The 25,360-nt window shown below is 72.2% G+C and carries 30 protein-coding genes; 4 read left to right on the top strand and 26 right to left on the bottom strand.

Features of this window, described 5'->3' with window-relative positions:
- Positions 1 to 45: 45 nt before the first annotated feature.
- Positions 46 to 828 carry a type I methionyl aminopeptidase gene (map, locus tag ACIP5K_RS14940; RefSeq protein ID WP_401409465.1) on the top strand — a complete coding sequence of 261 codons (783 nt, stop codon included), beginning with the start codon at positions 46 to 48 and terminating at the stop codon, positions 826 to 828.
- Between the two features lie 111 nt (positions 829 to 939).
- On the opposite strand, the gene ACIP5K_RS14935 is transcribed toward map, so the two are convergent.
- The gene (locus ACIP5K_RS14935) at positions 940 to 1,833 is read right to left on the bottom strand and encodes a hypothetical protein (protein WP_401409464.1); all 894 of its coding nucleotides are present in this window, start codon (positions 1,831 to 1,833) and stop codon (positions 940 to 942) included.
- Between the two features lie 38 nt (positions 1,834 to 1,871).
- Positions 1,872 to 2,405 carry a YbhB/YbcL family Raf kinase inhibitor-like protein gene (locus ACIP5K_RS14930; RefSeq protein WP_401409462.1) on the bottom strand — a complete coding sequence of 178 codons (534 nt, stop codon included), beginning with the start codon at positions 2,403 to 2,405 and terminating at the stop codon, positions 1,872 to 1,874.
- 97 nt (positions 2,406 to 2,502) lie between these two features.
- Here ACIP5K_RS14930 and ACIP5K_RS14925 point away from each other — a divergent pair, with 97 nt between their 5' ends.
- Positions 2,503 to 3,195 carry a GntR family transcriptional regulator gene (locus ACIP5K_RS14925; RefSeq protein ID WP_401409460.1) on the top strand — a complete coding sequence of 231 codons (693 nt, stop codon included), beginning with the start codon at positions 2,503 to 2,505 and terminating at the stop codon, positions 3,193 to 3,195.
- Between the two features lie 908 nt (positions 3,196 to 4,103).
- On the opposite strand, the gene ACIP5K_RS14920 is transcribed toward ACIP5K_RS14925, so the two are convergent.
- The 3 genes from ACIP5K_RS14920 to ACIP5K_RS14910 all read right to left on the bottom strand — a co-directional run bounded on the left by ACIP5K_RS14920 (position 4,104) and on the right by ACIP5K_RS14910 (position 5,700).
- Complete coding sequence (locus ACIP5K_RS14920) at positions 4,104 to 4,685, bottom strand: hypothetical protein (protein WP_401409459.1); 582 nt, start codon at positions 4,683 to 4,685, stop codon at positions 4,104 to 4,106.
- Positions 4,686 to 4,893: 208 nt separating this feature from the next.
- Positions 4,894 to 5,133, bottom strand: a complete 240-nt coding sequence (locus tag ACIP5K_RS14915; RefSeq protein WP_401409457.1) for a hypothetical protein — start codon at positions 5,131 to 5,133, stop codon at positions 4,894 to 4,896.
- A gap of 117 nt (positions 5,134 to 5,250) precedes the next feature.
- Entirely contained in the window at positions 5,251 to 5,700 is a 450-nt protein-coding gene (locus ACIP5K_RS14910; protein WP_401409455.1) for a PTS glucose transporter subunit IIA, read from the bottom strand.
- 72 nt (positions 5,701 to 5,772) lie between these two features.
- Between ACIP5K_RS14910 and ACIP5K_RS14905 the strand changes: the two genes are divergently transcribed.
- Together ACIP5K_RS14905 and ACIP5K_RS14900 are read left to right on the top strand one after the other, a co-directional pair.
- Positions 5,773 to 5,898 (top strand): hypothetical protein, encoded by a 126-nt coding sequence (locus ACIP5K_RS14905; RefSeq protein WP_401409452.1) that lies wholly within the window; start codon positions 5,773 to 5,775, stop codon positions 5,896 to 5,898.
- Positions 5,899 to 5,963: 65 nt separating this feature from the next.
- Positions 5,964 to 6,293, top strand: coding sequence for an ElyC/SanA/YdcF family protein (locus ACIP5K_RS14900; RefSeq protein WP_401410205.1), 330 nt, complete (start codon positions 5,964 to 5,966; stop codon positions 6,291 to 6,293).
- Here the strand turns inward: ACIP5K_RS14900 and ACIP5K_RS14895 are convergent.
- The 21 genes from ACIP5K_RS14895 to ACIP5K_RS14795 form a co-directional block, all read right to left on the bottom strand.
- Positions 6,197 to 7,456: a sulfate adenylyltransferase subunit 1 gene (locus ACIP5K_RS14895; RefSeq protein WP_401409449.1), complete on the bottom strand. Its 1,260-nt coding sequence runs from the start codon at positions 7,454 to 7,456 to the stop codon at positions 6,197 to 6,199. The genes ACIP5K_RS14900 and ACIP5K_RS14895 overlap by 97 nt on opposite strands.
- Positions 7,457 to 7,458: 2 nt before the next feature.
- Positions 7,459 to 8,388, bottom strand: a complete 930-nt coding sequence (gene cysD, locus ACIP5K_RS14890) for a sulfate adenylyltransferase subunit CysD (RefSeq protein ID WP_401409446.1) — start codon at positions 8,386 to 8,388, stop codon at positions 7,459 to 7,461.
- Entirely contained in the window at positions 8,385 to 8,966 is a 582-nt protein-coding gene (cysC, locus tag ACIP5K_RS14885; protein ID WP_401409443.1) for an adenylyl-sulfate kinase, read from the bottom strand. The genes cysD and cysC overlap by 4 nt, the downstream gene beginning before the upstream one ends.
- Before the next feature lie 25 nt (positions 8,967 to 8,991).
- Complete coding sequence (locus ACIP5K_RS14880; protein ID WP_401409440.1) at positions 8,992 to 10,293, bottom strand: condensation domain-containing protein; 1,302 nt, start codon at positions 10,291 to 10,293, stop codon at positions 8,992 to 8,994.
- Complete coding sequence (locus ACIP5K_RS14875; RefSeq protein ID WP_401409437.1) at positions 10,293 to 11,822, bottom strand: amino acid adenylation domain-containing protein; 1,530 nt, start codon at positions 11,820 to 11,822, stop codon at positions 10,293 to 10,295. The genes ACIP5K_RS14880 and ACIP5K_RS14875 overlap by 1 nt, the downstream gene beginning before the upstream one ends.
- The gene (locus ACIP5K_RS14870; protein ID WP_401409434.1) at positions 11,819 to 12,094 is read right to left on the bottom strand and encodes a phosphopantetheine-binding protein; all 276 of its coding nucleotides are present in this window, start codon (positions 12,092 to 12,094) and stop codon (positions 11,819 to 11,821) included. The genes ACIP5K_RS14875 and ACIP5K_RS14870 overlap by 4 nt, the downstream gene beginning before the upstream one ends.
- Positions 12,095 to 12,181: 87 nt before the next feature.
- Positions 12,182 to 12,538, bottom strand: a complete 357-nt coding sequence (locus ACIP5K_RS14865) for a VOC family protein (RefSeq protein ID WP_401409431.1) — start codon at positions 12,536 to 12,538, stop codon at positions 12,182 to 12,184.
- Between the two features lie 37 nt (positions 12,539 to 12,575).
- Positions 12,576 to 13,826, bottom strand: coding sequence for an MFS transporter (locus tag ACIP5K_RS14860; RefSeq protein WP_401409428.1), 1,251 nt, complete (start codon positions 13,824 to 13,826; stop codon positions 12,576 to 12,578).
- Between the two features lie 84 nt (positions 13,827 to 13,910).
- Positions 13,911 to 14,684: a sulfotransferase family protein gene (locus ACIP5K_RS14855; protein ID WP_401409425.1), complete on the bottom strand. Its 774-nt coding sequence runs from the start codon at positions 14,682 to 14,684 to the stop codon at positions 13,911 to 13,913.
- Complete coding sequence (locus ACIP5K_RS14850) at positions 14,681 to 15,769, bottom strand: M20/M25/M40 family metallo-hydrolase (protein WP_401409422.1); 1,089 nt, start codon at positions 15,767 to 15,769, stop codon at positions 14,681 to 14,683. Before ACIP5K_RS14850 ends, ACIP5K_RS14855 begins: the two co-directional genes overlap by 4 nt.
- Complete coding sequence (locus ACIP5K_RS14845) at positions 15,766 to 16,596, bottom strand: [LysW]-aminoadipate kinase (protein ID WP_401409419.1); 831 nt, start codon at positions 16,594 to 16,596, stop codon at positions 15,766 to 15,768. Before ACIP5K_RS14845 ends, ACIP5K_RS14850 begins: the two co-directional genes overlap by 4 nt.
- Positions 16,593 to 17,603 (bottom strand): N-acetyl-gamma-glutamyl-phosphate reductase, encoded by a 1,011-nt coding sequence (gene argC / locus ACIP5K_RS14840; protein ID WP_401409416.1) that lies wholly within the window; start codon positions 17,601 to 17,603, stop codon positions 16,593 to 16,595. Before argC ends, ACIP5K_RS14845 begins: the two co-directional genes overlap by 4 nt.
- A complete protein-coding gene (locus ACIP5K_RS14835; protein WP_401409413.1) occupies positions 17,600 to 18,493 on the bottom strand; it encodes a RimK family alpha-L-glutamate ligase in 894 nt (297 codons plus the stop codon). Before ACIP5K_RS14835 ends, argC begins: the two co-directional genes overlap by 4 nt.
- Positions 18,486 to 18,653, bottom strand: coding sequence for a lysine biosynthesis protein LysW (locus ACIP5K_RS14830; RefSeq protein ID WP_401409410.1), 168 nt, complete (start codon positions 18,651 to 18,653; stop codon positions 18,486 to 18,488). The genes ACIP5K_RS14835 and ACIP5K_RS14830 overlap by 8 nt, the downstream gene beginning before the upstream one ends.
- A gap of 55 nt (positions 18,654 to 18,708) precedes the next feature.
- Positions 18,709 to 19,635 (bottom strand): transketolase family protein, encoded by a 927-nt coding sequence (locus ACIP5K_RS14825; protein ID WP_401409407.1) that lies wholly within the window; start codon positions 19,633 to 19,635, stop codon positions 18,709 to 18,711.
- A complete protein-coding gene (locus ACIP5K_RS14820) occupies positions 19,628 to 20,509 on the bottom strand; it encodes a transketolase (protein WP_401409404.1) in 882 nt (293 codons plus the stop codon). The genes ACIP5K_RS14825 and ACIP5K_RS14820 overlap by 8 nt, the downstream gene beginning before the upstream one ends.
- Positions 20,506 to 21,771: a DegT/DnrJ/EryC1/StrS family aminotransferase gene (locus ACIP5K_RS14815; RefSeq protein WP_401409402.1), complete on the bottom strand. Its 1,266-nt coding sequence runs from the start codon at positions 21,769 to 21,771 to the stop codon at positions 20,506 to 20,508. Before ACIP5K_RS14815 ends, ACIP5K_RS14820 begins: the two co-directional genes overlap by 4 nt.
- Positions 21,771 to 22,862 carry a BtrH N-terminal domain-containing protein gene (locus ACIP5K_RS14810; protein ID WP_401409399.1) on the bottom strand — a complete coding sequence of 364 codons (1,092 nt, stop codon included), beginning with the start codon at positions 22,860 to 22,862 and terminating at the stop codon, positions 21,771 to 21,773. The genes ACIP5K_RS14815 and ACIP5K_RS14810 overlap by 1 nt, the downstream gene beginning before the upstream one ends.
- Positions 22,859 to 23,455 (bottom strand): hypothetical protein, encoded by a 597-nt coding sequence (locus ACIP5K_RS14805; RefSeq protein WP_401409396.1) that lies wholly within the window; start codon positions 23,453 to 23,455, stop codon positions 22,859 to 22,861. The genes ACIP5K_RS14810 and ACIP5K_RS14805 overlap by 4 nt, the downstream gene beginning before the upstream one ends.
- The gene (locus ACIP5K_RS14800; RefSeq protein ID WP_401409394.1) at positions 23,452 to 24,048 is read right to left on the bottom strand and encodes a GNAT family N-acetyltransferase; all 597 of its coding nucleotides are present in this window, start codon (positions 24,046 to 24,048) and stop codon (positions 23,452 to 23,454) included. The genes ACIP5K_RS14805 and ACIP5K_RS14800 overlap by 4 nt, the downstream gene beginning before the upstream one ends.
- A 43-nt stretch (positions 24,049 to 24,091) precedes the next feature.
- Positions 24,092 to 25,339: a cytochrome P450 gene (locus ACIP5K_RS14795; RefSeq protein ID WP_401409391.1), complete on the bottom strand. Its 1,248-nt coding sequence runs from the start codon at positions 25,337 to 25,339 to the stop codon at positions 24,092 to 24,094.
- Positions 25,340 to 25,360 lie beyond the last annotated feature (21 nt).

Here is a 25,360-nt window from a genome sequence, read left to right as displayed (position 1 = left end):
ATAGTTTGACCGGTATAGTTATTGGTTACGGACGAGAGGTCCCCCATGATCGAGATCCTGAACTCCGCGCGGGTCGAGCGGGCGAGGGACACCGGCGCCCTGGTCGGAGACATCCTGCACGCGCTGAAGCAGCGCAGCACGGTCGGGACGAACCTGCTGGACATCGATCGGTGGGCCAAGGAGATGATCACCGGGGCGGGAGCGCAGTCCTGCTACGTCGACTACGCGCCCTCCTTCGGGCGCGGCCCGTTCGGGCACTACATCTGCACGGCCGTCAACGACGGCGTGCTGCACGGGCGGCCGCACGACTACGCGCTGGCGGACGGGGACCTGCTGACGCTCGACCTCGCCGTGGCCAGGGGCGGGGTGGCGGCGGACGCCGCGATCAGCTTCCTGGTGGGCCGGGCCAGGCCGGCGGAGAGCGTGGCGATGATCGAGACGACCGAACGGGCGCTCGCCGCCGGTATCGCCGCCGCCAGGCCCGGAGCGCGCGTCGGGGACCTCTCCCACGCCATCGGGACGGTGCTCGGCGAGGCGGGCTATCCGATCAACACCGAGTTCGGCGGCCACGGCATCGGCTCGACCATGCACCAGGACCCCCACGTCGCGAACAGCGGACGGCCGGGCCGCGGATACACGCTGCGCCCCGGGCTGCTGCTCGCCCTGGAGCCCTGGGTCATGGCCGACACGGCCACGCTCGTCACCGACCCGGACGGCTGGACGCTGCGCAGCGCGACGGGCTGCCGGACCGCGCACACCGAGCACACCATCGCCATCACCGACGACGGGGCCGAAATCCTCACCCTGCCCGCGCACGCGCGCTCCTGAGGCGCGGTGGCGAGCCGGCCGGCGCGGCAGGCGGCCCACCGCCGGGCGGCAGTCGGCGAGCCGCCCGCCGCGCGGGCGGGTCGCCCTCGGTCCCGTCCGCCCACGGTGCGTTCACGCGGGAGCGGCCTGTTCCCGCTCGGTACGGAACGTCCCCGCCGGGGTGAAGGCGTCGGCGATCGGCCCGATGAGCGAGGCGAACCGACGGGCACCCGCGGCGCCGATCGGCGTCCAGAGCGCGGCGCAGTGCTCGTCCGTCTCCCGTTCGACGCGTTCGCGTGCCGCGGCGCCCGCGTCGGTGAGGGCGCCGTCGGCGTCGAGCCAGCCGCGCGCGGCCAGACGCGCCGTCGCCGCGCCCCACTCCCGGTCGTCCCACTGGCGGGTCGCCCGCACGAGAGCGGTCGGGAGGGCGCCGGTCGCGGTGTGCAGGACGAGGCAGTCGCACGGCCCGAGGCCGTTGTCGGCGAGGACGACGAGATGGGCGTCGCCGCGCCACTCGCGCACCACCGTGATCTGCTGCCACAGCGCGACCAGCGGGTCGGAGGGAAGCGCGACCGAGGCGTTCGCGGCGGCGAGCACCTTGCCCGCGTGGTCGGCTCCGGCGACGACCGGGTCGATCAACGAACGGGCCTCGCAGAGGCGGTCGTCGGGGAGCCGGGCGCCGGCGCGCCGCATGGCCCGTCCGACGGCCCGGAACCGGGCGGCCTGCCAACGCTCGGGCGGCGCGGCGTCCCACACGCCCGTCATCGCCCGCACCGCGCGCGGGCTGAAGTTGTAGAAGGCGGCGAGTGTGACCTGCCACGGGACCGGACCGAGCGCGGCGGACCGGAAGGCGAGATAGGCGGGCCCGCGGTCGGTCACGCCGAGCGCGGCCGCCTCCTCGGCGCTCTCGGGGGCGAGGTAGACGAACAGGTGGGCGGCGCTGACGGCGCGGCTGACGGCACGGACGGCGTCGAGCGGTATCGGGTCGGTGCGAGCGCTGTCGGGCAGCGCGTCGAGGTGCGTCACGGTGGTGCCTCCGGGAGTCGTGCGGCGTGGTCGGACGGTCAGGCGAGGGTTTCGGCGGTGGCGATCAGCACGGCGCGCCCGAGGGTGTGCCCGGCCATGGTGAAGCCGAGGACGGCCGGGGTGGCGTCGTCCGGCACACCCGTGACGGGTACGTCGAGGGCGTGCACCACGACGAAGTAGCGGTGCGGTCCGCGTCCGGCCGGCGGGGCGGCGCCGAGGTAGCGGGCCACGCGGGCGTCGTTCGGCAACTGGCGGGCGCCCTCGGGCAGTTGTGAGCCGGTGTCGTCCCCGGCGCCCTCGGGCAGTGCGGTGACGGTGGCCGGGATGTCGGCGACCGCCCAGTGCCAGAACCCGGATCCGGTGGGGGCGTCGGGGTCGTAGACGGTGACGGCGTAGCTCCGGGTGCCGTCCGGGGCGCCGCTCCAGGACAGCTGCGGGGAGATGTCCTTCCCGCCGGGCCGGCCGGAGGAGTGCTGCGCCGGCGGCCAGGCGGCCCCGTCGGCGACGGTGGTGCTGGTGAGGGTGAACGAGGCGGCCCGCGGCAGGCGGGCGAAGGGGTCGGTGTCGGGCACAGCGGTGGTCCTTTCCGGACGGCAGGGGCTCCGTCGCTTACAAAATCGACCGTAGCACGAATAATCGATTATCCAATGGATCGTCTAAGATGGCCGCATGACTCAGACGGCGCCCTCCTCGAACCCGCCGGGGAAGCAGATGCTCTCCGAGCAGGTCTACGCACACCTGCGGGACGCGATCCTGCGCGGGGACCACTCCCCCGGCGCTCCGCTCAAGCCGCAGGATCTCGCCAAGGAGCAGGGTGTGAGCCTGGCCGTGGTGCGCGAGGCGCTCGTGCGGGTCGTCGGCGAGGGGCTCGCCGACCGGCTGCCGAACCGCGGATTCGCGGTCCCGTCCTTCTCCGACCGCCGCTGGCAGGAGATCGCGGAGGCCCGCCGGACCGTCGAACCGGTCGTTCTGCGCATGTCCGTCGAGCGCGGCGACGTCGACTGGGAGGCCCGTGTGCGCGCCGCGCACCACCGTCTGGTGCGTACTCCGGCGTACGCACCGGAGGAGGGCGATCACTACACCGCCGCGTGGGCCGAGGCGCACCGGGCCTTTCACCGGACCCTGTTGGAGGGGTGCGGCAACCGCGCGCTGCTGGAGACCTTCGACCGGTTGTGGACCGCGAGCGAGCTGGCACGCCGCTGGTCGGCGCACCGCGACCCCGACCGGGACGGCGCCAAGGAGCACCGCGAGCTGGAGGCGGCGGTGTTGGCCCGCGACGCCGACACGGCGGCCGCGGTCCTGGTCCGGCACCTCACCCTGACGGCGGCCGCTCTGACCGACGAGCCGGGCCGGACCCCTTAGGGCATCCCCCGAGGAGCCGACGACCCGGCCGTCCGGGCCGTCCGGGCAGGGGTGTTCATGGAGGCCCGGCCGCCGATGGTGGCGCCGGTGACCCGGTCCGCCCCCGTCGGCCCGGCCCGGTACCGCACCCCTGCGGCAAACTGCCCGCACGACTCACACCACCGGGGCCGCCTGCGCCACCCCGATCGCCGCTGGCTGCGCACCCCCTCGACCCATCCCCACCGCCAGGCACGCACGACTGCGGGCCGCGCTGGGGGCCGGTGCCGCCGCCGGTGTCGCGGAGGTGTCGGCCGCTGCTCGCGCGGGCACGGCTCGACGGTCGCCCCGGAGATGTCCCGGCCGTCGGGTCCAGTGTTCGTCGTCAGCATCGCCACGTCCAGCCCGTCGGTCCGCGGCCGTTCGGACCCGCCGTACGGCGCCGCCCCCTTCCGGTAGCCGGACGCGAAAGTACCGCGTTCTCGCAGGTCACGGCGGAGAAGACGCATCGACGACGCACGCCACGCGCTCGCCGAGAACGTCACCGCCCGCATGGCGTGCCGACCCGACACCGCACGCGCGTGCTGGACTAACCGCCGCCGTCCGTGCGCCTGCGGATCGCCGCCCTCCCCCATACCGTCAGCCCGACGAGGGAACAGATGATCGCTCCACCTATCAGCGTGGGCACAGCTGCGATGAGGGCGAAGTTGAGCAGGAGCTCACACCAGCTCGGCTCTCCGCTTTCGTTCGTTACTCCCGTAGCCACGTCGGAGATGACGTTCGGCACGCAAGATCAGTTCCAGGTGGCGGTCGCGGAGTTGGCGGACCACCTTGAATGTATGGCGAGCGCACGCTCCGACGCGGACGCTGTCGAATTCCTGCGGCGGGCCCCGGCACCCGCTGGGGCGCCGGGATCCTCGTGCGGGCGGGGGTCAGTTCTGGGCGCGGTGGATCTTCCAGTCGGCCACGTTGGAGCTGCGGTTGTAGTAGGCGTTGGTGCACACGTCGTAGGAGGCGCCTTCGTCGGTGGAGCCGCCGTTGGTCTCCAGGAAGCCGCCGTTGCCGTCGAAGACGTTCCACAGCAGGACGGTGTCGCCGATGCGGACGTTTCCGCCGGCCGCGGGGGTGGAGGTCTGGGCGAAGATTCGCCAGCGTCCGGTTCCCTCGCTGCGGTCCTTGACCTGCGAGGTGGACACGTCCAGCTTGGCGCCGGCTTCGCGCTGGTCGGTCTTGGGGCCGTTGTTGGTGTCGAGGTAGCCGCCGTCCCCGCCGTAGAGGTTGCGCAGGTGGATGAGGTCACCGCTGAGGACGGGCTGCCCGGCCCCCTTGCCGGACGCGGAGGTGATCTCCCAGGTGCCGGTGCCCGCCGCGCGGGCCGGGGTGCCGGTGGTCGACACCCCGTACTTCGACCCGTCCCCCGGCCCGCTGCTGTTGGAGTCGAGGTAGCCGCCCCGGAAACCGCCGTAGCCGTTCTGCAAGTGGATCCGGTCCCCGTACTTGAGCTCGTTCGCCACTGAACGATCCCCTCCGCCGTACCGCGTCCCCGCAGCCGCTACCCCGGAGCGGGGAGACGATCAGCGAGGACCGCCAAGAACCTTCCTCAACTCGGCCCATAACGAACCTAGTTCGTGAATATGACTGAAACTCGCCTTCCGCTTTAAATGGCTTCTAATCGTACTTATCTGTGATTGTGGGGCACCCGGGCGCGCGCCCGGGTGCCCGCTAGCGGCCGGAGCGGTCGATGACGTTGCCGTTGGAGCAGTTGCTGTCGTGGTCGCCGGTCCAGTCGCCCAGTACGGGGACGACCGCCAGCTCCTGCTCGCAGACGGCGCCGGCGGTGAAGTTCCAGTTGTTCGCGGCGTTCACCCCGCCGTCGAAGTCGGCGTCGTCGTCGGCGTGGGCGGGGACGGCCATGGCAGTCGCCGCGAGGGCCATGGCGGCCACAGTGATGATCTTCTTCATGCCGCGACAACGACACCGGCCGGAAAGGGGCACGGTGGTATCGGCCCTTCGGGCGACACCGCCCGGCCTTCCGCACCTGTTGGTGAACCCTGACCCGGCGGGCGGGGTGTGCCCCGCTCAGTTCCAGGTGAAAAGCGCGTCTCCGGGGGCGACGTCGCCGGACTCGGCCACGCCGCTCAGCGCGTCGGCCTGGGCTTCCAGAGCCACGATCGGGGAGATGGGCGACTTGCCGGCGGCTTCGACCGCGGCCGGGTTCCACTGCACGATCCCCTGGCCGCGCTTGACCTTGTCACCCTTGTTCACCAGCAACTCGAAGCCTTCCCCGTTCAGTTGCACGGTGTCGATGCCGAGGTGGGTGAGGACGCCGTGGCCGTTCTCGTTGATCACGACGAAGGCATGCGGATGCAGCGAGACGACCTCACCGTCCACGGGGGCCACGGCCTGGGTCGTCTCACGCACAGGATCGATGGCCGTGCCGGGGCCGACCATCGCACCGGCGAACACGGGATCGGGAACGTTGGCGAGCCCGACAGCGCGACCGGCCAGTGGGGACGTCACGGTAGTCATGAGCGATACCTCTCCGAGAGACCAGAGGACCAGGCCCGAGGACCTGCTCCGACACTGCCCTGCCCAACGAGCGTGAGCGCCCGTGGACGCGGCAGGACCAGGGTTCGCCGGCAGGAGTGCGCGACGGTCGGGCCGGGCCTCGTCGCCGGGGTCGGCACCACCCGCCACGCCACCGTCGCCGTGACCCGGCTCACTTGATCAACCGATGGCGAGTACGTGCGGGAATCCGATCCGTCGCCGCCGACGATGCGCAGAGGACCTGTGTGATCTTCAGCGGCGGTGCGACCAGCAGCGGCGCCACGGAGGCCCGGCTGATGGCTGACTACGCGAAGTCGGTGCTCGCGTTCGACGGCGCGATGCTCCTCGAAGACCGAAGCGCGACGACGTGGGAGAACATCACGATGTGCGAGCCGGCGACGGCCGCCCGGGAGCAGTCCGGGGCGTTCGCGCCGCGCAGCTTGGCGTGGAGCACCTCGTGCAGCCGGGGTCACACCGGTCAGGTGAAGCGTTCCTCCGCCATTCCCGCCGCCAAGGTCGTACCGTCCGCCGCGTCGATCAGGAGGAACGAGCCGGTGCGGCGGGAGTCCGCGTAGGAGTCGAGGGCCAGGGGTTCCGCCGTGCGGATCGTCGCCACACCGATGTCGTTGGCGGTGAGCCGGGGCGGGTGCGGGTGGGCGGAGAGGTCCTCCAGACAGAGTCGTGAGGTGAGGTGCGTGACGACCGCCGTGACGGTGCGCGTCGTGTGCTTCAGCAGGACGCGGCGGCCCGGTTCCAGGGGGCTGTCGGCCAGGTGGCACAGGGTCGCCGTCAGCTCGCGCGTGACGCGGGGCGTGCGCGGGCCTGTGGTCAGCATGTCGCCGCGGCCGACGTCGAGGTCGTCGGACAGGCGCACGCTCAGGGACGAGCCGGCCGGGGCGGTGTCCACCGGGCGGCCGAGGACGTCCAGCGCGGTGACGGTGGTGACCCGCCCGCCGGGTTGCACGGTGACCGTGTCGCCGACGCTGAGGGCGCCGGTCAGCAGCTGTCCCGCGTAGTGGCGCTGTCCGGCGTGCCGGATGACCACCTGGACGGGCAGTCGGGCGGACGCGGTGGGCGTGCCGGTGTCGAGGGGGACGGTCTCCAGGTGTTCGAGGACGGTGGGGCCGCCGTACCAGTCCATGTGGGCGGACGGTTCGACGATGTTGTCGCCGACGAGGGCCGAGACGGGGACGGCGGTGACGTCGGGGATGCCGAGGCTGCGCGCGGTCGCGGCGAAGTGTTCCGCGACGGCGGCGAAGGCCGACTCGCGGTAGTCGACGAGGTCCATCTTGTTGACGGCGAGGACGACGTGCGGGACGCGCAGCAGGGCGGCGACGGCGGCGTGCCGGCGGGTCTGCTCGATGACGCCGTTGCGGGCGTCGACGAGGATCACGGCGAGGTCTGCGGTGGACGCGCCGGTGACCATGTTGCGGGTGTACTGCACGTGGCCGGGGGTGTCGGCGAGGATGAAGCGGCGGCGGGGCGTGGCGAAGTAGCGGTAGGCGACGTCGATGGTGATGCCCTGTTCGCGCTCGGCGCGCAGTCCGTCGGTGAGGAGGGCGAGGTCGGGGGTGCCGGTGCGGGAGATCGACTCCAGCTGGTCGGCGAGGACCGATTTGGAGTCGTGCAGGAGCCGGCCCACAAGGGTGGATTTTCCGTCGTCGACCGATCCGGCGGTCGCCAGGCGCAGGGTGTCGACGCGGGTGGCGGGCGCGTCGGGGCTGAGGGTGTCGGCCATGTCTAGAAGTACCCTTCGCGTTTGCGGTCTTCCATCGCGGCCTCGGACATCTTGTCGTCGGCGCGGGTGGCACCCCGCTCGGTGAGCCGGGACGCGGCGATCTCGGCGATGACCTTCTCGATGGTCGTGGCGTCGGAGTCGACGGCGCCGGTGCAGGACATGTCGCCGACCGTGCGGTAGCGCACTTGTCGCTTCTCGACCGTCTCGCCGTCCTTGGGCCCGCCCCACTCCCCCGCGGTGAGCCACATCCCGTTGCGGTTGAACACCTCGCGCTGGTGGGCGTAATAGATCTCGGGGAGTTCGATGTCCTCGCGGGCGATGTACTGCCACACGTCCAGCTCGGTCCAGTTGGAGAGCGGGAAGACGCGGACGTGCTCGCCGGGGGCGTGGCGGCCGTTGTAGAGCTGCCACAGCTCGGGGCGCTGGCGGCGCGGGTCCCACTGGGAGAACTCGTCGCGCAGCGAGAACACGCGTTCCTTGGCGCGGGCCTTCTCCTCGTCGCGGCGGCCGCCGCCGAAGACGGCGTCGAAGCGCTCGCTCTGGATCTTCTCGGTGAGGGGGACCGTCTGGAGCGGGTTGCGGGTCCCGTCGGGGCGTTCGCGCAGCACCCCGCGGTCGATGTAGTCCTGCACGGAGGCGACGTGCAGGCGCAGGCCGTGCCGGGCGACGGCGCGATCGCGGTAGTCGAGGACCTCGGGGAAGTTGTGCCCGGTGTCCACGTGCAGGAGCGGGAAGGGCGGCGGCGCGGGGGTGAACGCCTTCAGCGCCAGGTGCAGCATGACGATGGAGTCCTTGCCGCCGGAGAACAGGATGACCGGCCGCTCGAACTCCCCCGCCACCTCGCGGAAGATGTGCACCGCCTCCGACTCCAGGGCGTCCAGGTGGCTCAGGGCGAAGTAGTCCGTGGCGGCGCCGGCGGGTCGGCTGCTCATATCAGCCGCCTCTGCGCGAGCAGGTCCCACAGCAGCGCCGTGGACGTGTCGACGGACTGTTTACCTGCGGGGATGGTCAACTCGGGCTCCACGGGCGGCTCGTAGGGGTCGTCGACGCCGGTCAGGCCGGTGATGCGGCCCGCCCGCTGCTGGGCGTACAGGCCCTTCACGTCGCGTTCGGCGCAGGTGTCCACGGGGGTGCTGACGTGGACCTCCAGGTAGGTGGTGCCGGAGGCGCGGTGCCGTTCGCGTACGTGGGCGCGGCTGTCGGCGTAGGGGGCGATCACCGGGACGAGCGCGAGGATGCCGTTGCGGGCGAGGACCTCGGCGACGAGGCCGATGCGCCGGACGTTGGTGTCGCGGTCCTCGCGGCCGAAGCCGAGTCCCGCGCAGAGCGTGGTGCGCAGTTCGTCGCCGTCGAGCACCTCTGCCCTGCGGCCCTCCCGGCGGAGGCGGTCGGCGACGGCGTGCGCGATCGTCGTCTTGCCCGAGCTGGGCAGGCCCGTGAGCCACACGGTCGCGCCGCAGGTGCACCGTTGTTCTGCGTGAGGGGCTTGCCACTCCGTTTTCACCGGCATGTCGCTCTCTCCGATTCCTGCGGGGTCAGACCGCGGACAGTTCCTGGATCAGGGCGCGTACGGGGATGCGGGGGTCCTGGGCGACCGCTTCGAGGGCGCGGGTCCACTGCGCGAGGACGGTCGCCGCCTGTTCGGCGGTGAAGTAGTCGCAGGCGTAATCGGCGCGTACCTCCCAGCCCTGGCCGTCGGCGACGACGTACTGGAGCCAGTCGAACTTGGCGGCGGCGCCGCCCACGTGGACTCGCTCGCAGTGCAGGCCCGGGAGGTCGAGGCGGCTGGGGGCCTCGTCGAGGACGAGGCAGATGCGGCCGAGGTGGGCGCCGGACAGCACGCCGCGGGTGCGGGAGACGCCGCCGCCGAGCATGCCGTACGGCACCTGGCGGTGGCGCAGCACCTGGAGGAGGCCGCGTTTGGTGTCGGAGCACACCTCGTCGAAGGTGGCGTCGGCGGGGACGGTCAGGCGCACGGGCAGCAGGTCGGTCAGGCAGCCGAAGACGTCGTCGAGGTCCGGGTCGCCGCGCCGGGAGACGGGGGTGCCGAGGACGATGTCGTCGCCGCCGTGCGGGGCTGCGGCGAGGGCCGCCGTGCACACGCTCATCAGCACGTGCGGGGTGGTGCGCAGCGTGCGGGCGGTGGCGCGGACGGCGGCGCCGAGTTCGGGGGTGAGGGTGGCGCGCACGCAGCCGCAGGCCGTGCCGCGGCGGGCGGGCAGCTCCCTGGGGTGGGGCGGCAGGTGGGTCAGGGGGGCGGCGCCGTCCAGGTAGGCGTGCCAGAAGTCGAGGTCCTCGGCGGCGATGCCGGCGGCCCGGGTGCGGGCCGCGTGTTCGCCGAGCAGGACGGCGGGGGCGGCGAGTTCGGCGGGTGCGCCGCCGGTCTCCTGCGTGTAGAGCGCGGAGAGGTCGTGGTCGAGCAGGACCAGGGACGCGTCGTCGACGGCGACGTGGTGGATCTGGAGCAGCAGCACGTGCGTCCGGGGCCCGTGGTCGTACAGGGTGAGGCGGGCCGGTGCACGGGTCAGGTCGAGGGGGCGGCGCCCCTCCTCGCGCAGGGTGTCGTGCAGGGGTCCGCCGGGCCAGGCGGCCCGCTCCAGGGGCACCGTCAGGTCCGGGTCCACGCGCTGCACCGGACCGGAGTCGTCGAGGAGGAACGTGGTGCGCAGGACGGGGTGGCGGGCGACGAGGGCGGCCCAGGCGCGTTCCAGGGCCGGCACGTCGAGGGGGCCGCGGATGAGCTGCGCCCAGGTCTCCAGGAACGGTGAGGGCCGGCCGGCGAACTGTTCCGCGATCCAGATCGCCTCTTGTTCATAGGTCTGCGGGAAGGTGCGCATCAGCTCTGGCGCCGCCCTTCGAGCGCGGGCAGGTCGATCTTGCCGTTGTCGCGGCGCGGCAGTTCGTCCCACTGTTCGAGGCGGCCGGGGACGGCGTAGGCGGGGAGCAGCCGGGTGAGGTGTCGGCGCAGGTCGCGGGGGGACAGTTCGGTGTCCTTGGCGAGGGTGTAGGCGAGAGCGACGTGCTGCACGGTGCCCGCCTCGTCGGTGCGGGCGACGGCGGCGCAGGTGCGTATCTGCTCGACGGTGGAGGCGGCGGCCTCGATGTCGCCGAGTTCGATGCGGTTGCCGCTGAGTTTGATCAGCCGGTCCCGGCGGCCGTGGAAGTGGAGGACGCCGTGGTCGTCGAGCGTGCCGATGTCTCCGGAGCGGTAGGCGGGGCGTGCGGTGCCGTCGATGGTGAGGAGGGGGAAACGTTCGCGGGTGAGGGGCTCGTTCCCGAGGTAGCCGAGGGCGACGCCGGAGCCGAGGGAGACGATCTCGCCGCGTTCGCCGGGGGCGGCGCGGCTGCCGTCCTCGCGCAACAGGACGACGGTGGTGCCGGGGACCGGGGTGCCGGCCGGGATGCCGGCGGGTGCGGCGCTGTCGGCGGGGCTCATCCGGTGGACGGTGGTGAGCATGCAGTTCTCGGCGGGGCCGAAGCCGTTCCACAGCGGCAGGTCGGGGAAGTGCTGGAGGAACTTCTCGACGTGGCGCGGCGACTGCTTCTCGCCGCCGACGTAGAGGGTGCCCAGTCCCTCGAAGGCGCCGGGGTCCTCGTCGACGATCAGGTTGAACAGGGACGTCGTCAGCCAGATGGTGTCGATGCCCTCGTCGGTGACCAGGGCGCGCAGCCTGCTGGGCATCAGGTGGCTCTCCTCGACGACGACGCAGGTGCCGCCGGTGGTGAGCTGCCCCCACAGTTCGAAGGCGTACATGTCCCAGGCTGCGGGCGCCACTTGGGGAGTGCGGTGTCCGGGGCCGAAGCCGTCGAGGCCGCCGGGGCCGAACATGCGGGTGACGGCGCGGTGCGGGATGAGGACGCCCTTGGGGACGCCGGTGCTGCCCGAGGTGAAGAACACCATCGCCAGGTCGTCGAGGTCGACCGTGGCGGGGGTGAAGGGTTCGGCGTCGGCGCTCGCGGCGAGCGCGGCGAGGGGCTCGGGTTCCGCGGTGTAGGTGGTGCCGAGGTGTTCGGTGCCGGGTGTGCCGACGACGACGGGGCGGTCGAGCTGGTCGAGGATGGCGGCGATGCGCCGGACGGGCCAGCGCGGGTCCAGGGTGGCGTAGGCGGCGCCGCTCATCAGGACCGCGAGTTGCAGGGTGATGAGCTGGGCGCCGCGCGGCAGGAGGAGGGGGACGATGTCGCCGGGGCGGACGCCGTGGGCGGTGAGCCGGCGGGCCAGCACCGTCGCGGCGGTGTGCAGGGTGCGGTAGTCGGCGCGTTCGTCGCCGTGCACCAGGGCCACGTCGTGCGGGGCCGTGTCGGCGCACCGGGCGACCGCGGCGTGCACCGTGCGCAGGGGTGGTGCCTCGTGGGGGGCGGTCACTGGGCACCGAGCCGGATCTGCTCGGCGAAGTCGGCGAGTTCGTCGTGGTCGAGGAGCCAGGCGGGGTCGACGCGCAGGCCGAGCCGGCGTTCCAGGCGTGCGCAGATCCGGATGGCGGTCAGGGACGCGCCTCCGAGTTCGTAGTAGCTGTCCCGTCGTCCGACCTGGTCGATGCCCAGGACCTCCGCGATGACGGCGGCGGCCTCCTTCTCCAACTCGTCCGCCGGCGCTTCGTACGCCGCCTGGCACACGGCGTCGCGATTCTGGGTCACGGCAACTCCTGTTCGTCTGTCTCGTGTGCTGGTGCTGGGTGGTGCCGGGGTTACTGGGGGGCTCGTCCGGTCGCCGCCCCGTTCGGGTCATGCCGCCGACAGGACACAGAACTCGTTGCCCTCGGGGTCGGCCATCACCACCCAGTCACCGGTGTCGCGGAAGTCGCTGACGACACGGGCGCCGAGGGCGAGGGCCCGGTCGACCTCCTCGTCCTGCGTGCGTCCCTCGGGGCGCATGCAGAAGTGCATCCGGTTCTTCACCGTCTTGTCGTCGGGGACGAGGATGAACAGCACGGTGTAGCCGTGCTCGGTGACGATGTAGCACTCGTCCGATCCGGGTCGCACCCCTTCCTGCGGGGTGAACTCGGCCATCTCGCACCACCAGGTGGCCTGGGCGTAGGGGTCGTGCGCGTCGATGGTGGTGTGGGACAGCATGAGGGTCATCCGTGGTGCTCTTTCCTTGCGTGGGTGGAGAGGTGGTTCAGGCGATCGGTTCGGCGGGGGTCCTGACGCGGTCCTTCTCCGCGTCGCGCAGGGCCGCCGTGGTGACACGGGAGGCGAAGACGACGGCGGCCAGGGCCAGTCCGATGCCACATATGACGAAGGTGGACGACGGGCCGAGCCAGCGACCGAGACCACCGCCGAGCAGGGCGCCGACGGGGACCGCGCCGAGCACGATCAGCCGGTATCCGGCGGTGGCCCGGCCGAGGAGTTCGTCGGGAACGGCCGCCTGGCGCAGCGTGCTCACCACGATCTGGTTGAGGGCGGTGGCGATCGCCGCGACGAACATGAAGATCTCGCCGAGCACGATGCTGTGGCTGGTGCCGAGGACGATCCAGCTGGCGGCGGGCACGAGTGCGGCGAGCCAGGTCACCGGTCCCCCGCCGATGGCGGGCACGACCCGGGCGGCGATCAGGGAGCCGATGACCGCGCCCACGGCCGGCACGGCGATGAAGAAGCCGTACCAGGACTGCGACACCCCGAGTGGTCCGGTGGCCAGCAGGACCAGCAGGCCGCCGGTGGCGGAGGAGAACATGTTGATCGAGCCGGAGATGAACGCGACGCGGCGCAGCAGCCGGTGGTTCCAGAAATAGGTCCAGCCCTCCTGGATGCTGCGGACGACCTCGGCGGGGCTGTGCTTGGCGTCGCTGGTGTCGGCGGCGGTGGGCAGCATCCGGGGCAGGGTGACCGCGGCGAGACCGGCGAGGGCGAACAGGCCGGCGCTGGTGGAGAACACCATGACCGCGGAGAGCGCGAACAGGGCGGCGCCCGCGGTGGGCCCGACGAAGTTGTTGATCGCGGACTGGGTCGCGAACAGGCGTCCGTTGGCGCGCTCCAGGTCGCCGCGGCTCACCAGGCGCGGCGGCACGGTGAGCGCCGCGTTGTCGACGAGGGTCTCGGCGGTTCCGGCGAGGAACACGGCCACGTACAGCACCCAGATGCTGCGCAGGTCGGCGACGAGGGTGAGGACGAGCAGGCCGAACCCGACGGCGCGTATGAAGTTGCCGAACATCATGATCAGACGCCGGTCGATGCGGTCGGCGAGTGCCCCGGACGGCAGGGTGAACAGCAGCCAGGGCAGGAACTGGGCCACGGTCATGCCGGAGACCAGCAGCGGGTCCCGCGTCATGGTCACGGCCAGCAGCGGTACGGCGGCCAGCACCAGGCCGTCGCTGAGATTCGACAGTCCCTGAGACCACCACAACTTGGTGAAATCCCGGCCCAAACTCATGTCCGCTCCCTTTGTCGTTCTCGCCGAGTACCGGTATTCGGTGCGCGCCACAATTTAGTGACCCCGAGGATTCTGCGGGCCTGTTCAGCCGATCGGCTGTGACGGAAAGGCTGGCGTTTCGGCCCGGGTTGACCGATTTTCGCCCCCCAGTGCTTCCAGAATCCTCGTGTAGGGGGAAATCTGGTCCTGTTCATGGGCGAGCGCGGTCCGCTCCAGGTCGTCCGGCAGCTTTCCAGGCGCGCGCGGAGGGGCGCCGAGGGCGGAGGAATCGCTGGCGCCGGCGTGCCAGCTCCCGGTCGTTCCCCAGCTTTTGGGCGGCTCCTTGCGAAAGGAGAGCGATTCCGGCAGGAAGGTGAGGTCCATGGCCGCGCAGTAGCGCCGCATCTCGGTCCCGGGATCGCCGACCACCCGATCGCCGTCGACCAGGTGCATGGGCAGTCCCGCGCCGGTCACCGCCGAGACGATGTCCCACAGGTGCCCGAATCCCATGGCGGCGGAGGTCGCGTCCGCCTGCATGCGCAGGTGTGAGCGGACCGTGTCGGCCGGGTTGCGCACCATCGCGGCATGCCGGCAGCGACGCAGGAACGCCGCGTCGGGGGTGACCGCGTCGAACGCGAAGTCGGTCGTGTCCTTGAAGAAGACGGGTTCGCGGGAGGCGATGTCGGTGAGCGCCGCCATCACCTCCTCCTGGGTGGTGCACCGGCGGCCCGCCACATCGGCCTCGCCGAAGTCGCACACCCGGGAAAAGGGCTCGTGCAGCACCAGGAGGTCGCCCCGCTCGAACATGGCCCGTTCGAATGCGGTCGACCGGGAGCGGGGCACGCACCACAAGGCCAGCAGCATCGGTTCCTGCGTCACAGCGCCACCTCTCCCAGGGAATTGCTCAATTCGCGCAGGGCGGACCGCAGAATGCGGACGCCCCGGAGGTATTCGTCGATAAGGATGTGCTCGTGGTCCGTGTGATCCTGAGCGCAGTCGCCGGGGCCGTAGGTCGCCATGGGGACCTGCCAGCTCCGGCTCAGGGTGTTCATGTCGCTGGTGCCGGTCTTGAGCTTGTGGCCGGGGCGCATCCCCTCGGCCGCGATGGCCCGGGTGAGGGCCCGGACGCACAGGGAGCCGCGCGGCACGATGACGGCGGGCACGTCGTAGGCCGCGCTCACCTCGGTGTGCTCGCCGAGGACCGCGGCCACCTCCTCGGCCAGGGTGTCCGCGGCGACACCGGGCGGGGTGCGGAACGCCAGGGAGCACTCGCTGGAGAACGCGTCGAAGCGGCCGTTCCTGATGACCATGCCGACGTCCCGGAAGTTGGCGTTGCCCCGGGTGGCGTACCGCTCCAGCAGCCGTGCGAGTCCCCGGACGAGGACTTCGCTGGCCTTGGGGCCCGGTGTCGCGGTGTGGGTGCGGGGCACCTCGCACCGCACCTCCAGTTCCGCCAGGCCCTTGTAGCCGATGGTGACCGAGTCGGCGCCGCTGGGTTCGCCGACGATGACCGCGTCCGGCGCGGGCACGGTTCGGCGGATGTACTCGGCGCCGCGCGAGAGGAGGGTCTCCTCCTCGACCACGCCCACCCAGTGGACGCGTACGCCGAGGTCGCGGCTGCCGAGGGCGGCGACGAGCATCGCCGTGAGCGGCCCCTTGGCGTCCACCGCGCCGCGGCCGCGCACGAGGGTGTCGGTGTGCTCGAAGGCGACGACACCGGGGACCGTGTCCAGGTGGCTCAGGAGCATCACCGTACGGGGGCCCCGCCCGACCACGACGTGCACGTTGCCGACCTCGTCGATGTGGCTTTCGGCGCCGCGCTCCCGGGCGATGTCCCGCAGCCGGTCGGCCAGTTCGCGCTCGCTGCCGGAGACGGAGGGGATGGCGACGACCTCGGCGAGCAGGGCGACGGCCTCCTGCTCGGACAGCTCGCCCTCATGGACGTGGACCTGCTGGATGGTCACGGTGCGCCCAGCTCCTTCCCTATGAGAGTGCCGCCGCCGGCGAGTGCCCGGGAGACGGGCTCGTCGATACGGCCGTCGCAGACCTGGACCCGCGCCGCGCCGTTGTCGAGGGCCTCCAGGGCCGCCGCCACCTTCATCCGCATGCCGCCGCCCAGGCGCGGCAGCAGTTCCTCGGCGTCGTCGCGGGTGAGGGAGCCGATGACGGAGGCGGGGTCCTCCCGGTCGGCGAGGACACCGGGCGCGTCGGTCAGCAGCAGCAGCCGGTCGGCCCGCCAGGCGGCCGCGACGGCGCAGGCCATGCGGTCGGCGTCGACGTTGGTCGGCTCGCCCTCGGCGGTGATGCCGGGCGGGCACACGAGGGGCACCATGCCGGCGGTGTGGATTGCGTCGAGCAGGCGGGTGTCGACGCCGGTGATCCGGCCGGCCAGGTTGTCGCGCACCACGCGCACACCGGTGCCGACGACGGCCCGGATCGCCGCCTTGCGCCGCGTGCGCACCAGCCCGCCGTCCATGCCGGACAGGCCGACGGCGGTGACACCGCGGGCGGCGAGCTGCGCGACGATGCGGGCCTGGGTGCGGCCGCGCAGCGCCATCGTCAGCGCGGTCAGGGTCGGCGCGTCGGTGTAGCGGGTCACCATGCCGTCGGGGGCGGTCAGTGTGCGCCGGGGCAGGCCCAGTTCGCCGATGGTGTCGTCGATGTCCCGTGAGCCTCCGTGCACGACGGTAATGTGGTGCTCGCGCCACAGCGCGGCGATGTCGTCGGCGATCGACGTCCCGTTGTTCTGGAGGCTGCCGCCCCACTTCACGACGATTCTCGGTTTCGTCATACCGGGTGCAGCCCCGGGAACGTCAGCCCTTGTGTCTCGGGCAGGCCGAGCATGAGGTTCATGCACTGCACCGCGCCGCCCGCGGCGCCCTTCATCAGGTTGTCGATGCCCGCCATGACCAGGGCGTGGCCGCGGCCGTCGGTGGCGATGCCGAGGTCGCAGAAATTGGAGCCGAGCAGCACCTTGGGGTCCGGGTAGCGGTAGAGGCCGCGCGGGCTGTTCGCCATCCGCACGAACGGCTCGGTGCCGTAGTCGGCGCGGTAGAAGGCGATCAGCTCGCGTTCGCCGAGTTCGCCGGTGTCGACGGTGGCCAGCGTCTGCACGCCGCGGACCTGCGGGGTGGCGGTGACCGTCATGGACGCCTCCACCCCGAGCGCCTCGGTGATCTCGGCCTCGTGGCGGTGCCCGAAGGGGGCGAACACCCGCATCACGCCGCTGCGCAGGGCGTGCGAGCCCGCGGAGCCTCCGGACGCGCCCGAGCCGCTGCTGCCGGTGCGGGCGTCCACCCGTACCTCGCCGAGCAGTCCCCGTGAGGCGAGGGGGGCGAGGCTGAGAATGGCGCTGGTGGCCATGCAGCCGGGGACGGCGACGCGGTCGGCGTCGATGATCTGTTTGCGGTGCAGCTCGGGCAGGCCGCGGACGAACGCGCCGGCCCGTTCCCCCTCGCGTCGCCACCCGTAGTAGCGCTCCATGAGGTCGCCGTCCTCGATGCGGAAGTCGGCGGTCAGGTCGACGATCTTCGGCGCCAGGGCGGCGATCTCGTCGAGGAGTTCCACGGTCGTGCCGTGCACGCCGGCCAGGAAGACCAGGTCGACGGGGTCGAGCTCGGCGCGGGTCCGGTAGCGCAGGCCGCTGCCGCGCAAGGGGGGATGCGCGTTCTCCACGGCCTGGCCCGCGTGGGTGTCCGAGGTGACCGCGCTGACCTCCACGTCGGGATGGTGTACGAGCAGGCGCAGCAGTTCACCCCCGACGAATCCCCTGCCGCCCACCACTGCCACACGCTTCATACCGGTTCCTTCACGTCGGCGGTCTCGGACACACAGGTCTCGACGATGGCCGCGGCCACGTCGACACCGGTCACGCTCTCGAAGCCCTGGAACTCCACGCGGGAGTTCACCTCCAGGACCAGGTGGCCGCCGTCGGCGCTCTCGACGAGGTCCACTCCGGCGATCCGCGCGCCGACGGCGGAGGCGGCCCGCACGCACAGCCGGTCGATCTCCTCGCTCGGCGGATGCTGGGCGACGGAGGCGCCCCTGGCCACGTTGTTGCGCCAGTCGCTGCTGGAACGCACGATCGCGCCCAGGCACCTGCCGTCGACGACGATCCCCCGGATGTCGGGGTTACCCGGCTGCACGGCCTCCTGCACGATGACCGTCCTCAGCACCGCCGACGGCAGCGCGGCGCAGTGCTCCAGCACGGCGTCGGCGGCGTAGGAGTCGGTGATGAGGCTGACCCGGTTGCCCCAGGAGGCGCTCAGGGGCTTGACGACGGCCGGGTAGCCGAGCGACTCGATCGCCTTTTTGCCCGTCTCCGGGGAGGGGGCGAGCATGGTCAGCGGGGTGGGCACCCCGTGCTGGGTCAGCCGCAGGTACGTCGACCACTTGTTGCCGCACAGCCGTGTCGACGTGGCGTCGTTGAGCGGGTGCGCGCCGAAGGCCTCCAGCGACTCGGCGGTCAGGGCCGCGCGCTGGCTGGAGATCTCCCGGTTGAGCACCGTCATGCCGCTCAGCCGGGCGACGTTCTCGGGAGCGAAGGACATGGTGCGGGGATCCATCCGGACCGTGGCGATCTCGCGTCGCTCCAGCTCGGACAGGATCCGCCGCTCCTCGTAGCGGACGGTGGACAGGAGCAGGCCGACCGGCTGGGCCGGCGCCGGCGCCTGGGCGTGGTCATTCACCCCAGTCCTCTTCGGGCTCGGGCGCGATGGCCAGCTGGAGCGGGTCGGTGGAGTGGATCTCCAGTTCGGTGGCGCAGCCGGGGCAGTTGACGATCTCTCCCTGATAGCTGTCCTGCGGTATGTGCAGCGTGTCGGAGCAGCTGACGCACTGGGTGTCCATCGGGTTCGTCCTCTCTGGGTCGGGTCGGGACCGGGCCGGAGCCGGGTACGGCACGTCACCGCGGTTCGGTGACGAACTTGAGTACCTGCCGCAGGACGGAGTCGGCGGTCAGTCCGCTCGCCTCCAGCAGGGACGCGTGGGTGGCGGGCGGCAGGAACCCGCTGACGCCGACGGGCAGCCAGCGCACCCCGCTGGGGCCGAGCGCGGCGGCGAGCTGGGCGCCCATGCCGCCGGAGGTCCACGCCTCCTCCAGGGTCACCAGCCACCGGCAGGTGCCGGAGACGGCGCGCGCGGTCGCGGCGGCGGACTCGGCGTCGACGGTGTGCGCGTGGAGCACCTGGGCGTCGTGCCCCTCCTCGGCGAGCGCGGCGGCGACGTCGATGGCCACCGCCAGCATCTCCGGGCCCGTGGCCACCAGGCACAGCTCGCGGCCGGGGCGCACCTGTTGGGGCCGGCCGAGGACCGGCTCGGGCAGGTCGGGGAAGAGCGGCGAGTCCTTGCGGCCGAGGCGCAGATAGGTGGGTCCGTCGTACTGGAGGCACTGGTCGAGCAGGGATACCGTCTGGGCCGCGTCGGCGGGGACGACGACGCGCATGTGGGGCAGTGCGTTCATCAGCGCGAGGTCCTCGGTGGCGTGGTGGGTCGGACCGAGCCAGCCGCCGCTGGCGCCGCCGTGCGTGCCGACGACGCACACGCGGCGCCGCGGATAGGCGATGTCGAGCTTGATGAACTCGAACGCCCTGCTGACCGCGAACGCGGCGAACGTGCACACCAGCGCCCGGTGTCCGCAGTGCGCCGCGCCCGCGGCGACGCCCATCGCGGTGTTCTCGGCGATGCCGACGTTCAGGTAGGTCATCTCCGGTGTCGGTCTGATGCTGCCGGTGTCGGTGTCGACGACGAGGACGTCATGGCGGACGGCGAGGCCGGGCAACGCCTCGGTGAGGGCGGCGCGGGTGCTGCGGCGGGCCGGGGCGTCAGCCATGGCGGACCTCGTTCCCGGGGGCGGGCTGCGGGGCGCTGTGGCGCAGGCCCGCCCGCACGCGCCGCAGTTTGTCGGCGTCGAGCCGCACGAAGTGCGACACGGACTTGCCGGCGAGGGCTTTGACGCCCTGCGCCTTGACCGTGCGGCACACCACCGCCGTCGGGGTGTCGGGGGTGGTGCGGGCGGTGTCGAACGCCGCGCGCAGCGCGGGGAGATCGTGCCCGTCCACCTCGACGGTGTGCCAGCCGAAGCCGCGCCACCGGTCGGCGACGGGCGACCCGTCGCTCACGTCGCGGACCGCGCCGGTCTGCTGGTGACCGTTGACGTCGACGACCGCCACGAGGTTGCCGGCGTTCATCGCCCGGCCCACCTGGGCCGCTTCCCAGACGGTGCCTTCCTGGAGTTCCCCGTCGCCGAGCAGGACGTACGTGGTGGCGGCGGGCGTCGCCGACCGGCGCTGCGCCCAGGCGGTGCCGGTGGCGAGGGCCAGTCCGTGGCCGAGGGAGCCGGTGGCGAACTCGACACCGGGCACGGCCACGTTGCCGTGCGTGGCGAGTCTGCCCCCGGGCCGGCAGAAGGTGGTGATCTCGTCGCGGTCGATCAGACCCCGCTCGGCGAGGGTCGCGTAGAGGGCCAGTGCGGCGTGCCCCTTGCTGAGCACGAAGACGTCCCGCCCGGCGGCGCCGCCGGACCCGTCGGCGCCCTCGTGGCGCATCGTGTGGAAGTACAGCGTCACGAGGATGTCGACGCAGGACAGGGAGCCGCCGAGGTGGCCGCCTTCGGGGCCCGCGCACATCTCGACGATGTGTTCCCGCACCCGGTGCGCGCGCACCTCCAGCGGCACCGTCGTCGTGCTGTCGTCGGCCTGCGTCACTGGGCGCCGCCTTCCGCGAGACGGGCCAGGGTGCGACGGTGCGAGAAGACCTTCTCGATCACGTCGGCGAAGCTCTGGAGCAGCGGGCCCGCGTCCGGTGGCAGATGGCGCTGCTGCACGGTGAAGCTGCGGTCGATGACGTCCTGGGTGACGGGGCAGGACGGGTCCGGCTGCCGGACCAGGGGGCGCAGCGCGGGCTGGTCGGGCAGCGGCATCATCTGGTAGCGGGTCGCGGGCAGGCCCTCGGCCCGCAGCGCGCGCAGCAGGAGGCTGCGCGCCCCGGCGACCGGCACGCCGGGCAGCAGCCGGTCGAAGTCGACGACGAAGCGCAGGATGTGCCAGGCGTGCTCGTGCCCCTCCGGCTCCGTGGGACAGGTCAGGCCGTCCACGCCGCTTAAGCGGTCCAGGAACGCCGCCACGTTCTCGCGGCGGGCTTTGTGGTAGTCGGGAAAACGCTCCAACTGGCTGCTGGTGTAGGCCGCCTGAATGTTGTTGAGCTTGGCGTTGAAGCCCAGGCGGTGGCTGACGTAGCGGCGCGGGCGGTCGGGGCGGATCGTCTCGCCGAACTGCCGCAGCTGCACGATGCGGTCGGCGATCGCGTCGTCGTCGGTGACCACGAGTCCGCCCTCCCCGCAGGTGGGGAGGTTCTTGGTCATCTGGAGGCTGAAGGTCGCCGTGTTCCCGGTGGCGCCGCACGGCGTGCCCAGGTGCCGGGCGCCGTGGGCCTGCGCCGCGTCCTCGATGACGACGAGCCCGTGGTGGCGCGCGACGGCGTCCAGGACGGGCATGTCGGCGCTGAGGCCGTGCAGGTGGACCGGTACGACGGCCCGGGTGCGCGGGGTGATCCGTTCGCGCAGGCTGTCGGCGGACAGCGCGAAGGTCACCGGGTCCACGTCGGCGTAGACGGGGACGGCGCCGACGTGCACGACGGCCATGGCCGTGCCGACGAAGGTCAGGGCGGGCACCACGACCTCGTCGCCGGGGCGGATCCCGTGGGCGAGCAGGGCCAGTTCGATGGCGGTGGTGCCGTTGCTGACACCGACGCAGCGCCGTACGCCCAGGTGGTCGGCCCAGGACCGCTCCAGTTGTTCGACCGCGGTGCGCCCGCCGGTGCGGTCGGAGACGAAGAGGTTCGAGTCGAGCACGGACTGCACCGCGGCGCGGTCCGCGTCGGTCGTCCTGGGCCAGCTGACCGGCGGCTGGGCTTCCAGGACGGGTATGCCTCCGGCGAGCGCGAGCTCGCCTGCCAGACCCCCATGCATCAGTCGTTCGTCCATTCCCGGGTCAGGGCGAGTCGCCAGTCGACGGCCAGTTGTTCGTACGCGTGCCGCAGCTCCGCGCCGCGGCGCAGCGTGAGCTCCGGCAGGTCGGGCAGGTGCGGGGCATGGGCGCTGAGCAGCCGGACGTTGGTCCAGGCGCCGACGAGCCGGTCGGCCGACGCGGCGATGCGGGCCAGGTGCGGTCGCGGCGCGCGCCGGCCGGCCTCCTGGGCGAGCCGCCCGTGCAGGTGGGCCTGCGCCTGCATGGCCCAGCCGAACGTGTACGCGGGGCGCAGCGCCTGCGGGTCGGTGCCGCGTGCGGTCAGCCAGTCGACGAACCGGTCCAGGCCCGCCCGGCCGGTCCACACCCGGTCGGTGTCCGCCGCCGTGCCGTGCTCCCAGCGGTCGAGGTTGCCGGCCAGGGCGTGCTGGAGGCGCCGCCCGGTGAGCTCCTCGGGCGCGGACCGCACGGTCACGGTCAGGACCCGGCCGCCGATCTCGCGGCTGGAGAAGAAGACGTCCTGGGCGTCGGAGGGGTTCCCCGAGGTCCAGCTCTCCACGAGGTGGTGGGCGGCCAACCAGCCCTGGAAGTGCGGCGGTTGGACGTCGGAGACGTAGAACTCCGTCTCCCCCGCCGCCGTCCGCCGCCACGCCGGGACGACCACCAGGTGGGCGGCGTGCACGTCGCGGTAGGCGGGGCGGAAGGGCAGGTGGTAGTTGTCGACCGCCACGATGACGCCGGCGTGCCGGTCGATCAGGTCGATCAGGTCCTCGGCGCTCGATCCGGACGTCCACGCCGACGCGACGTCGTGGTACGGGCACAGGTCCGCGGCCACCCCCCGCTCGCTCTGCGCGGGCCGGTAGAACTCCTCGCACATCGCGTCGCCGGGGGCGAAGGCGAACTCACAGGGCAGGCCCATGACCTCGACGGGTGACAGGCCGTGTTCCAGCAGGACGCTGCCGAGGGTCGTCTGCAAGCAACTGAGCGGGTCCTCGTACCACTGGGGGTAGGTGCCGGTGACGCCCGACCATCGCGGGTGGCTCGACACGACGGCGTCGGTGAGGACGGGGCCGGGGGTGGGGAGCTGGGTCACGACCGGCCTCCCGCCGTGAGGAGTTCCGTCGACGGGCCCACGGCCTCGGACGGCCCGGCCAGGGTCAGCGCGAACAGGTGCACGGCCGGGTTCTCGGGCAGCGTCAGCGCGCCGAGCGGATGCCGTGAGGTGATGGGCACGCGCTGGCACCACAGGGTGATCCCGATGCGCTCCTGCACGTGGAACGGATAGTGGATGGTGTCGGTGCGCAGGGCGAGTTCCTCGCCGTAGTCCGAGCGTCCCTCCCACAGGTCGGACAGCGCGAAGCCGTCGCGGTCCACGTGCCCGTCCGCGAAGTGCCAGGTGATGACGTCCCTGACGCGTCTCTCTCCACAGCCTATGAGGTACAGCCAGTCCCACCGCCGGGCCGGGACCTCGATGCGCTGGCCCGCGCAGAGCACATTGTCGGGGCCGCCGCCGTCGAGCGGGGCGGTGCGCAGCGGGACCCCGTCGACGAGGAGCTCCAGCGGCTCGGGGCGCGCCGGCATCGAATTGCGCCAGACGTTCAGGCGCCCGTCGGCGAGGTTGCCCGGGGTCGTCGCCGCCTGGTTGTTGAGGTACGGCTCGAGCGCGAGCCTCGTGTGAACGGTCAACGGAGATCCTTCCGTACCAGGGCTCTGTGCTGCAGCCGGGGCTCGATGACGGTGAATCCGCAGGACTCGAAGGTGCTGACCCTGCCGTGGAAGCTGGACCGCTCGACTGCGCCACCGTCGACGCGATCGGCGCGGTCGGCGCGATCGTCTTCGGGATAGGCCTCGATCAGGTCGGCCTTCTCCTCGCGGGCCCACTGCACGGCCCGGTCGACCAGCAGCCTCACGTTGCCCTGGTGCCGCTGGTCGCGGGCCAGGTACAGACAGACGACGGACCAGATGCGCTCGGGGTCGTCGCCCTTGAGCAGCTTGGCGGCTCGGGAGCGCTCCAGGCGGGCGAAGCCGGGGCGCGGACCGACCCCGATCCAGCCGACGGGCCGGCCGTCGACGAGTCCGAGCACGCCCACCCGCTCGCCGCCGACGACAAGGTCGCGCAGGGCGTCCCGGCGTTCGGCGGTGCCGCACGCGGAGCGTTCCTTGGCCGTCATCCGGAAATACGTGCACCAGCAGTTCTCCACCAGCCCCTTGGGCTCGAAGAGTTCACCGACGACCGGCCAGTCCTGCGGTCCGACGACCTTCGTGACGAAATCGCTCATCCTTCTGCCTTCCTCGTCTCGGGCGCGTGCCCCACCAGTCCTGTCACTTCCAGGACACGGAAAGGGGCAGCGACACGACTCCGTTGAGGAAGTTCGAGACGAGGTGGCGCGGTTCGCCGTCGAGGGAGAACGACCGGACGCGCTCGCGCCACAGGTCGAAGAACGTGCGCAGGCCGAGCGCCGCGACGTGCTGGCCGATGCAGCGGTGCACGCCGACCCCGAAAGCGAGGTGCTGGTTGGGCGTGCGGTCCGGCCGGAAGGCGAACGGGTCGGTGAAGACGCTCTCGTCGCGGTTGGCCGAGGCGATCCACGCGGTCACCAGGGACCCGGCGGGCACGGCGGTGCCGGCGAGCGTCGTGTCCTTCGTGGTACGCCGCAGCACATGGTTGACGGGGCTCGCCCAGCGCAGCGCCTCGTCCACGAAACGCTGGTCGGTGCTCTCCTGCCCACGGAACCAGGACCACAGGTCGGGATCGCTCGCGAGGAGGACGAGAGTCTGGTGGACGGTCTGCGGCACGGTGGGATTGGCGCCCATCAGGAACGCGTAGGCGTTGAGCAGGGCCACGTCCCGCTTGTCGTCGGCGACCGCCTGGGCGGTGACGGGGCAGCGGCCGCTCACCGAGTCGTCGGGCGCCCCGTCCTCCAGGACGTCACCGAGCACCGTCATGATCGTGGTGTGGGCCTCGAAAAGGGCGAACCGCCGCTCGTACTCGGATCCGGCCGCCTCCACTCCCCCCATGGCGGCCACCGTCGCCCGCCCGGTGACGCCCCACTGCTCCCGCGGGATGCCCATGAGTTCACCGGTGATGGTCATGGGCAGCGTGATCATGGCGTCGCAGAAGTCGAACGCCTCCCGGTCGCGCACGGCGTCGAACAGCTCGGTCATACGGGCCCGGATGCCGCGCTGGAGGCGCAGCGAGGCCTGCATCGTCATCAGCGGCGCGAAGGGCTTCTTGACCGCCGCGTGCACGGGCGGGTCCGTCAGGTGGATCGCCGCGCCCGCCGCGGTGTCGCCGTCGCCGCGGACCGTCAGCATGGTGCTGTAGGCGGAGGAGTACGTCCCGTGGTCGGTCAGCACGTCACGGACGTCCGCGTGCCGGGTGGCGGCGTAGAACTCCTGCCCGTCCGGGGCCTGTTGCCGGTGCAGCCCCTCGCGGGAGCGCAGGGCGCTCCACACCGGGTGCATGGCACGGGCGGCGTACTGGCTCTCGTCGTACAGGTCGGGCAGGTCGGGCAGGTCGGACGGGTCGGGTGACGTCGGGGCCGGGACGTCGACGGGTGTGGGGGACATGCGCATCGGATGGCTGCCTTT

This window comes from Streptomyces sp. NPDC088785 (assembly GCF_044750685.1).
Taxonomy (GTDB): Bacteria; Actinomycetota; Actinomycetes; order Streptomycetales; family Streptomycetaceae; genus Streptomyces.
This window is presented reverse-complemented; position numbering and strand designations above follow the sequence as displayed.

What these genes read in the sequence shown, in the direction of transcription:
- map (WP_401409465.1), top strand. Translation starts at nt 46, where the DNA reads ATGATCGAGATCCTGAACTCCGCGCGGGTCGAGCGGGCGAGGGACACC.
- ACIP5K_RS14925 (WP_401409460.1), top strand. Translation starts at nt 2,503, where the DNA reads ATGACTCAGACGGCGCCCTCCTCGAACCCGCCGGGGAAGCAGATGCTC.
- ACIP5K_RS14915 (WP_401409457.1), bottom strand. Translation starts at nt 5,133, where the DNA reads ATGAAGAAGATCATCACTGTGGCCGCCATGGCCCTCGCGGCGACTGCC.
- ACIP5K_RS14910 (WP_401409455.1), bottom strand. Translation starts at nt 5,700, where the DNA reads ATGACTACCGTGACGTCCCCACTGGCCGGTCGCGCTGTCGGGCTCGCC.
- ACIP5K_RS14895 (WP_401409449.1), bottom strand. Translation starts at nt 7,456, where the DNA reads ATGGCCGACACCCTCAGCCCCGACGCGCCCGCCACCCGCGTCGACACC.
- cysD (WP_401409446.1), bottom strand. Translation starts at nt 8,388, where the DNA reads ATGAGCAGCCGACCCGCCGGCGCCGCCACGGACTACTTCGCCCTGAGC.
- cysC (WP_401409443.1), bottom strand. Translation starts at nt 8,966, where the DNA reads ATGCCGGTGAAAACGGAGTGGCAAGCCCCTCACGCAGAACAACGGTGC.
- ACIP5K_RS14880 (WP_401409440.1), bottom strand. Translation starts at nt 10,293, where the DNA reads ATGCGCACCTTCCCGCAGACCTATGAACAAGAGGCGATCTGGATCGCG.
- ACIP5K_RS14865 (WP_401409431.1), bottom strand. Translation starts at nt 12,538, where the DNA reads ATGACCCTCATGCTGTCCCACACCACCATCGACGCGCACGACCCCTAC.
- ACIP5K_RS14860 (WP_401409428.1), bottom strand. Translation starts at nt 13,826, where the DNA reads ATGAGTTTGGGCCGGGATTTCACCAAGTTGTGGTGGTCTCAGGGACTG.
- ACIP5K_RS14845 (WP_401409419.1), bottom strand. Translation starts at nt 16,596, where the DNA reads ATGACGAAACCGAGAATCGTCGTGAAGTGGGGCGGCAGCCTCCAGAAC.
- argC (WP_401409416.1), bottom strand. Translation starts at nt 17,603, where the DNA reads ATGAAGCGTGTGGCAGTGGTGGGCGGCAGGGGATTCGTCGGGGGTGAA.
- ACIP5K_RS14830 (WP_401409410.1), bottom strand. Translation starts at nt 18,653, where the DNA reads ATGGACACCCAGTGCGTCAGCTGCTCCGACACGCTGCACATACCGCAG.
- ACIP5K_RS14825 (WP_401409407.1), bottom strand. Translation starts at nt 19,635, where the DNA reads ATGGCTGACGCCCCGGCCCGCCGCAGCACCCGCGCCGCCCTCACCGAG.
- ACIP5K_RS14815 (WP_401409402.1), bottom strand. Translation starts at nt 21,771, where the DNA reads ATGCATGGGGGTCTGGCAGGCGAGCTCGCGCTCGCCGGAGGCATACCC.
- ACIP5K_RS14800 (WP_401409394.1), bottom strand. Translation starts at nt 24,048, where the DNA reads ATGAGCGATTTCGTCACGAAGGTCGTCGGACCGCAGGACTGGCCGGTC.
- ACIP5K_RS14795 (WP_401409391.1), bottom strand. Translation starts at nt 25,339, where the DNA reads ATGTCCCCCACACCCGTCGACGTCCCGGCCCCGACGTCACCCGACCCG.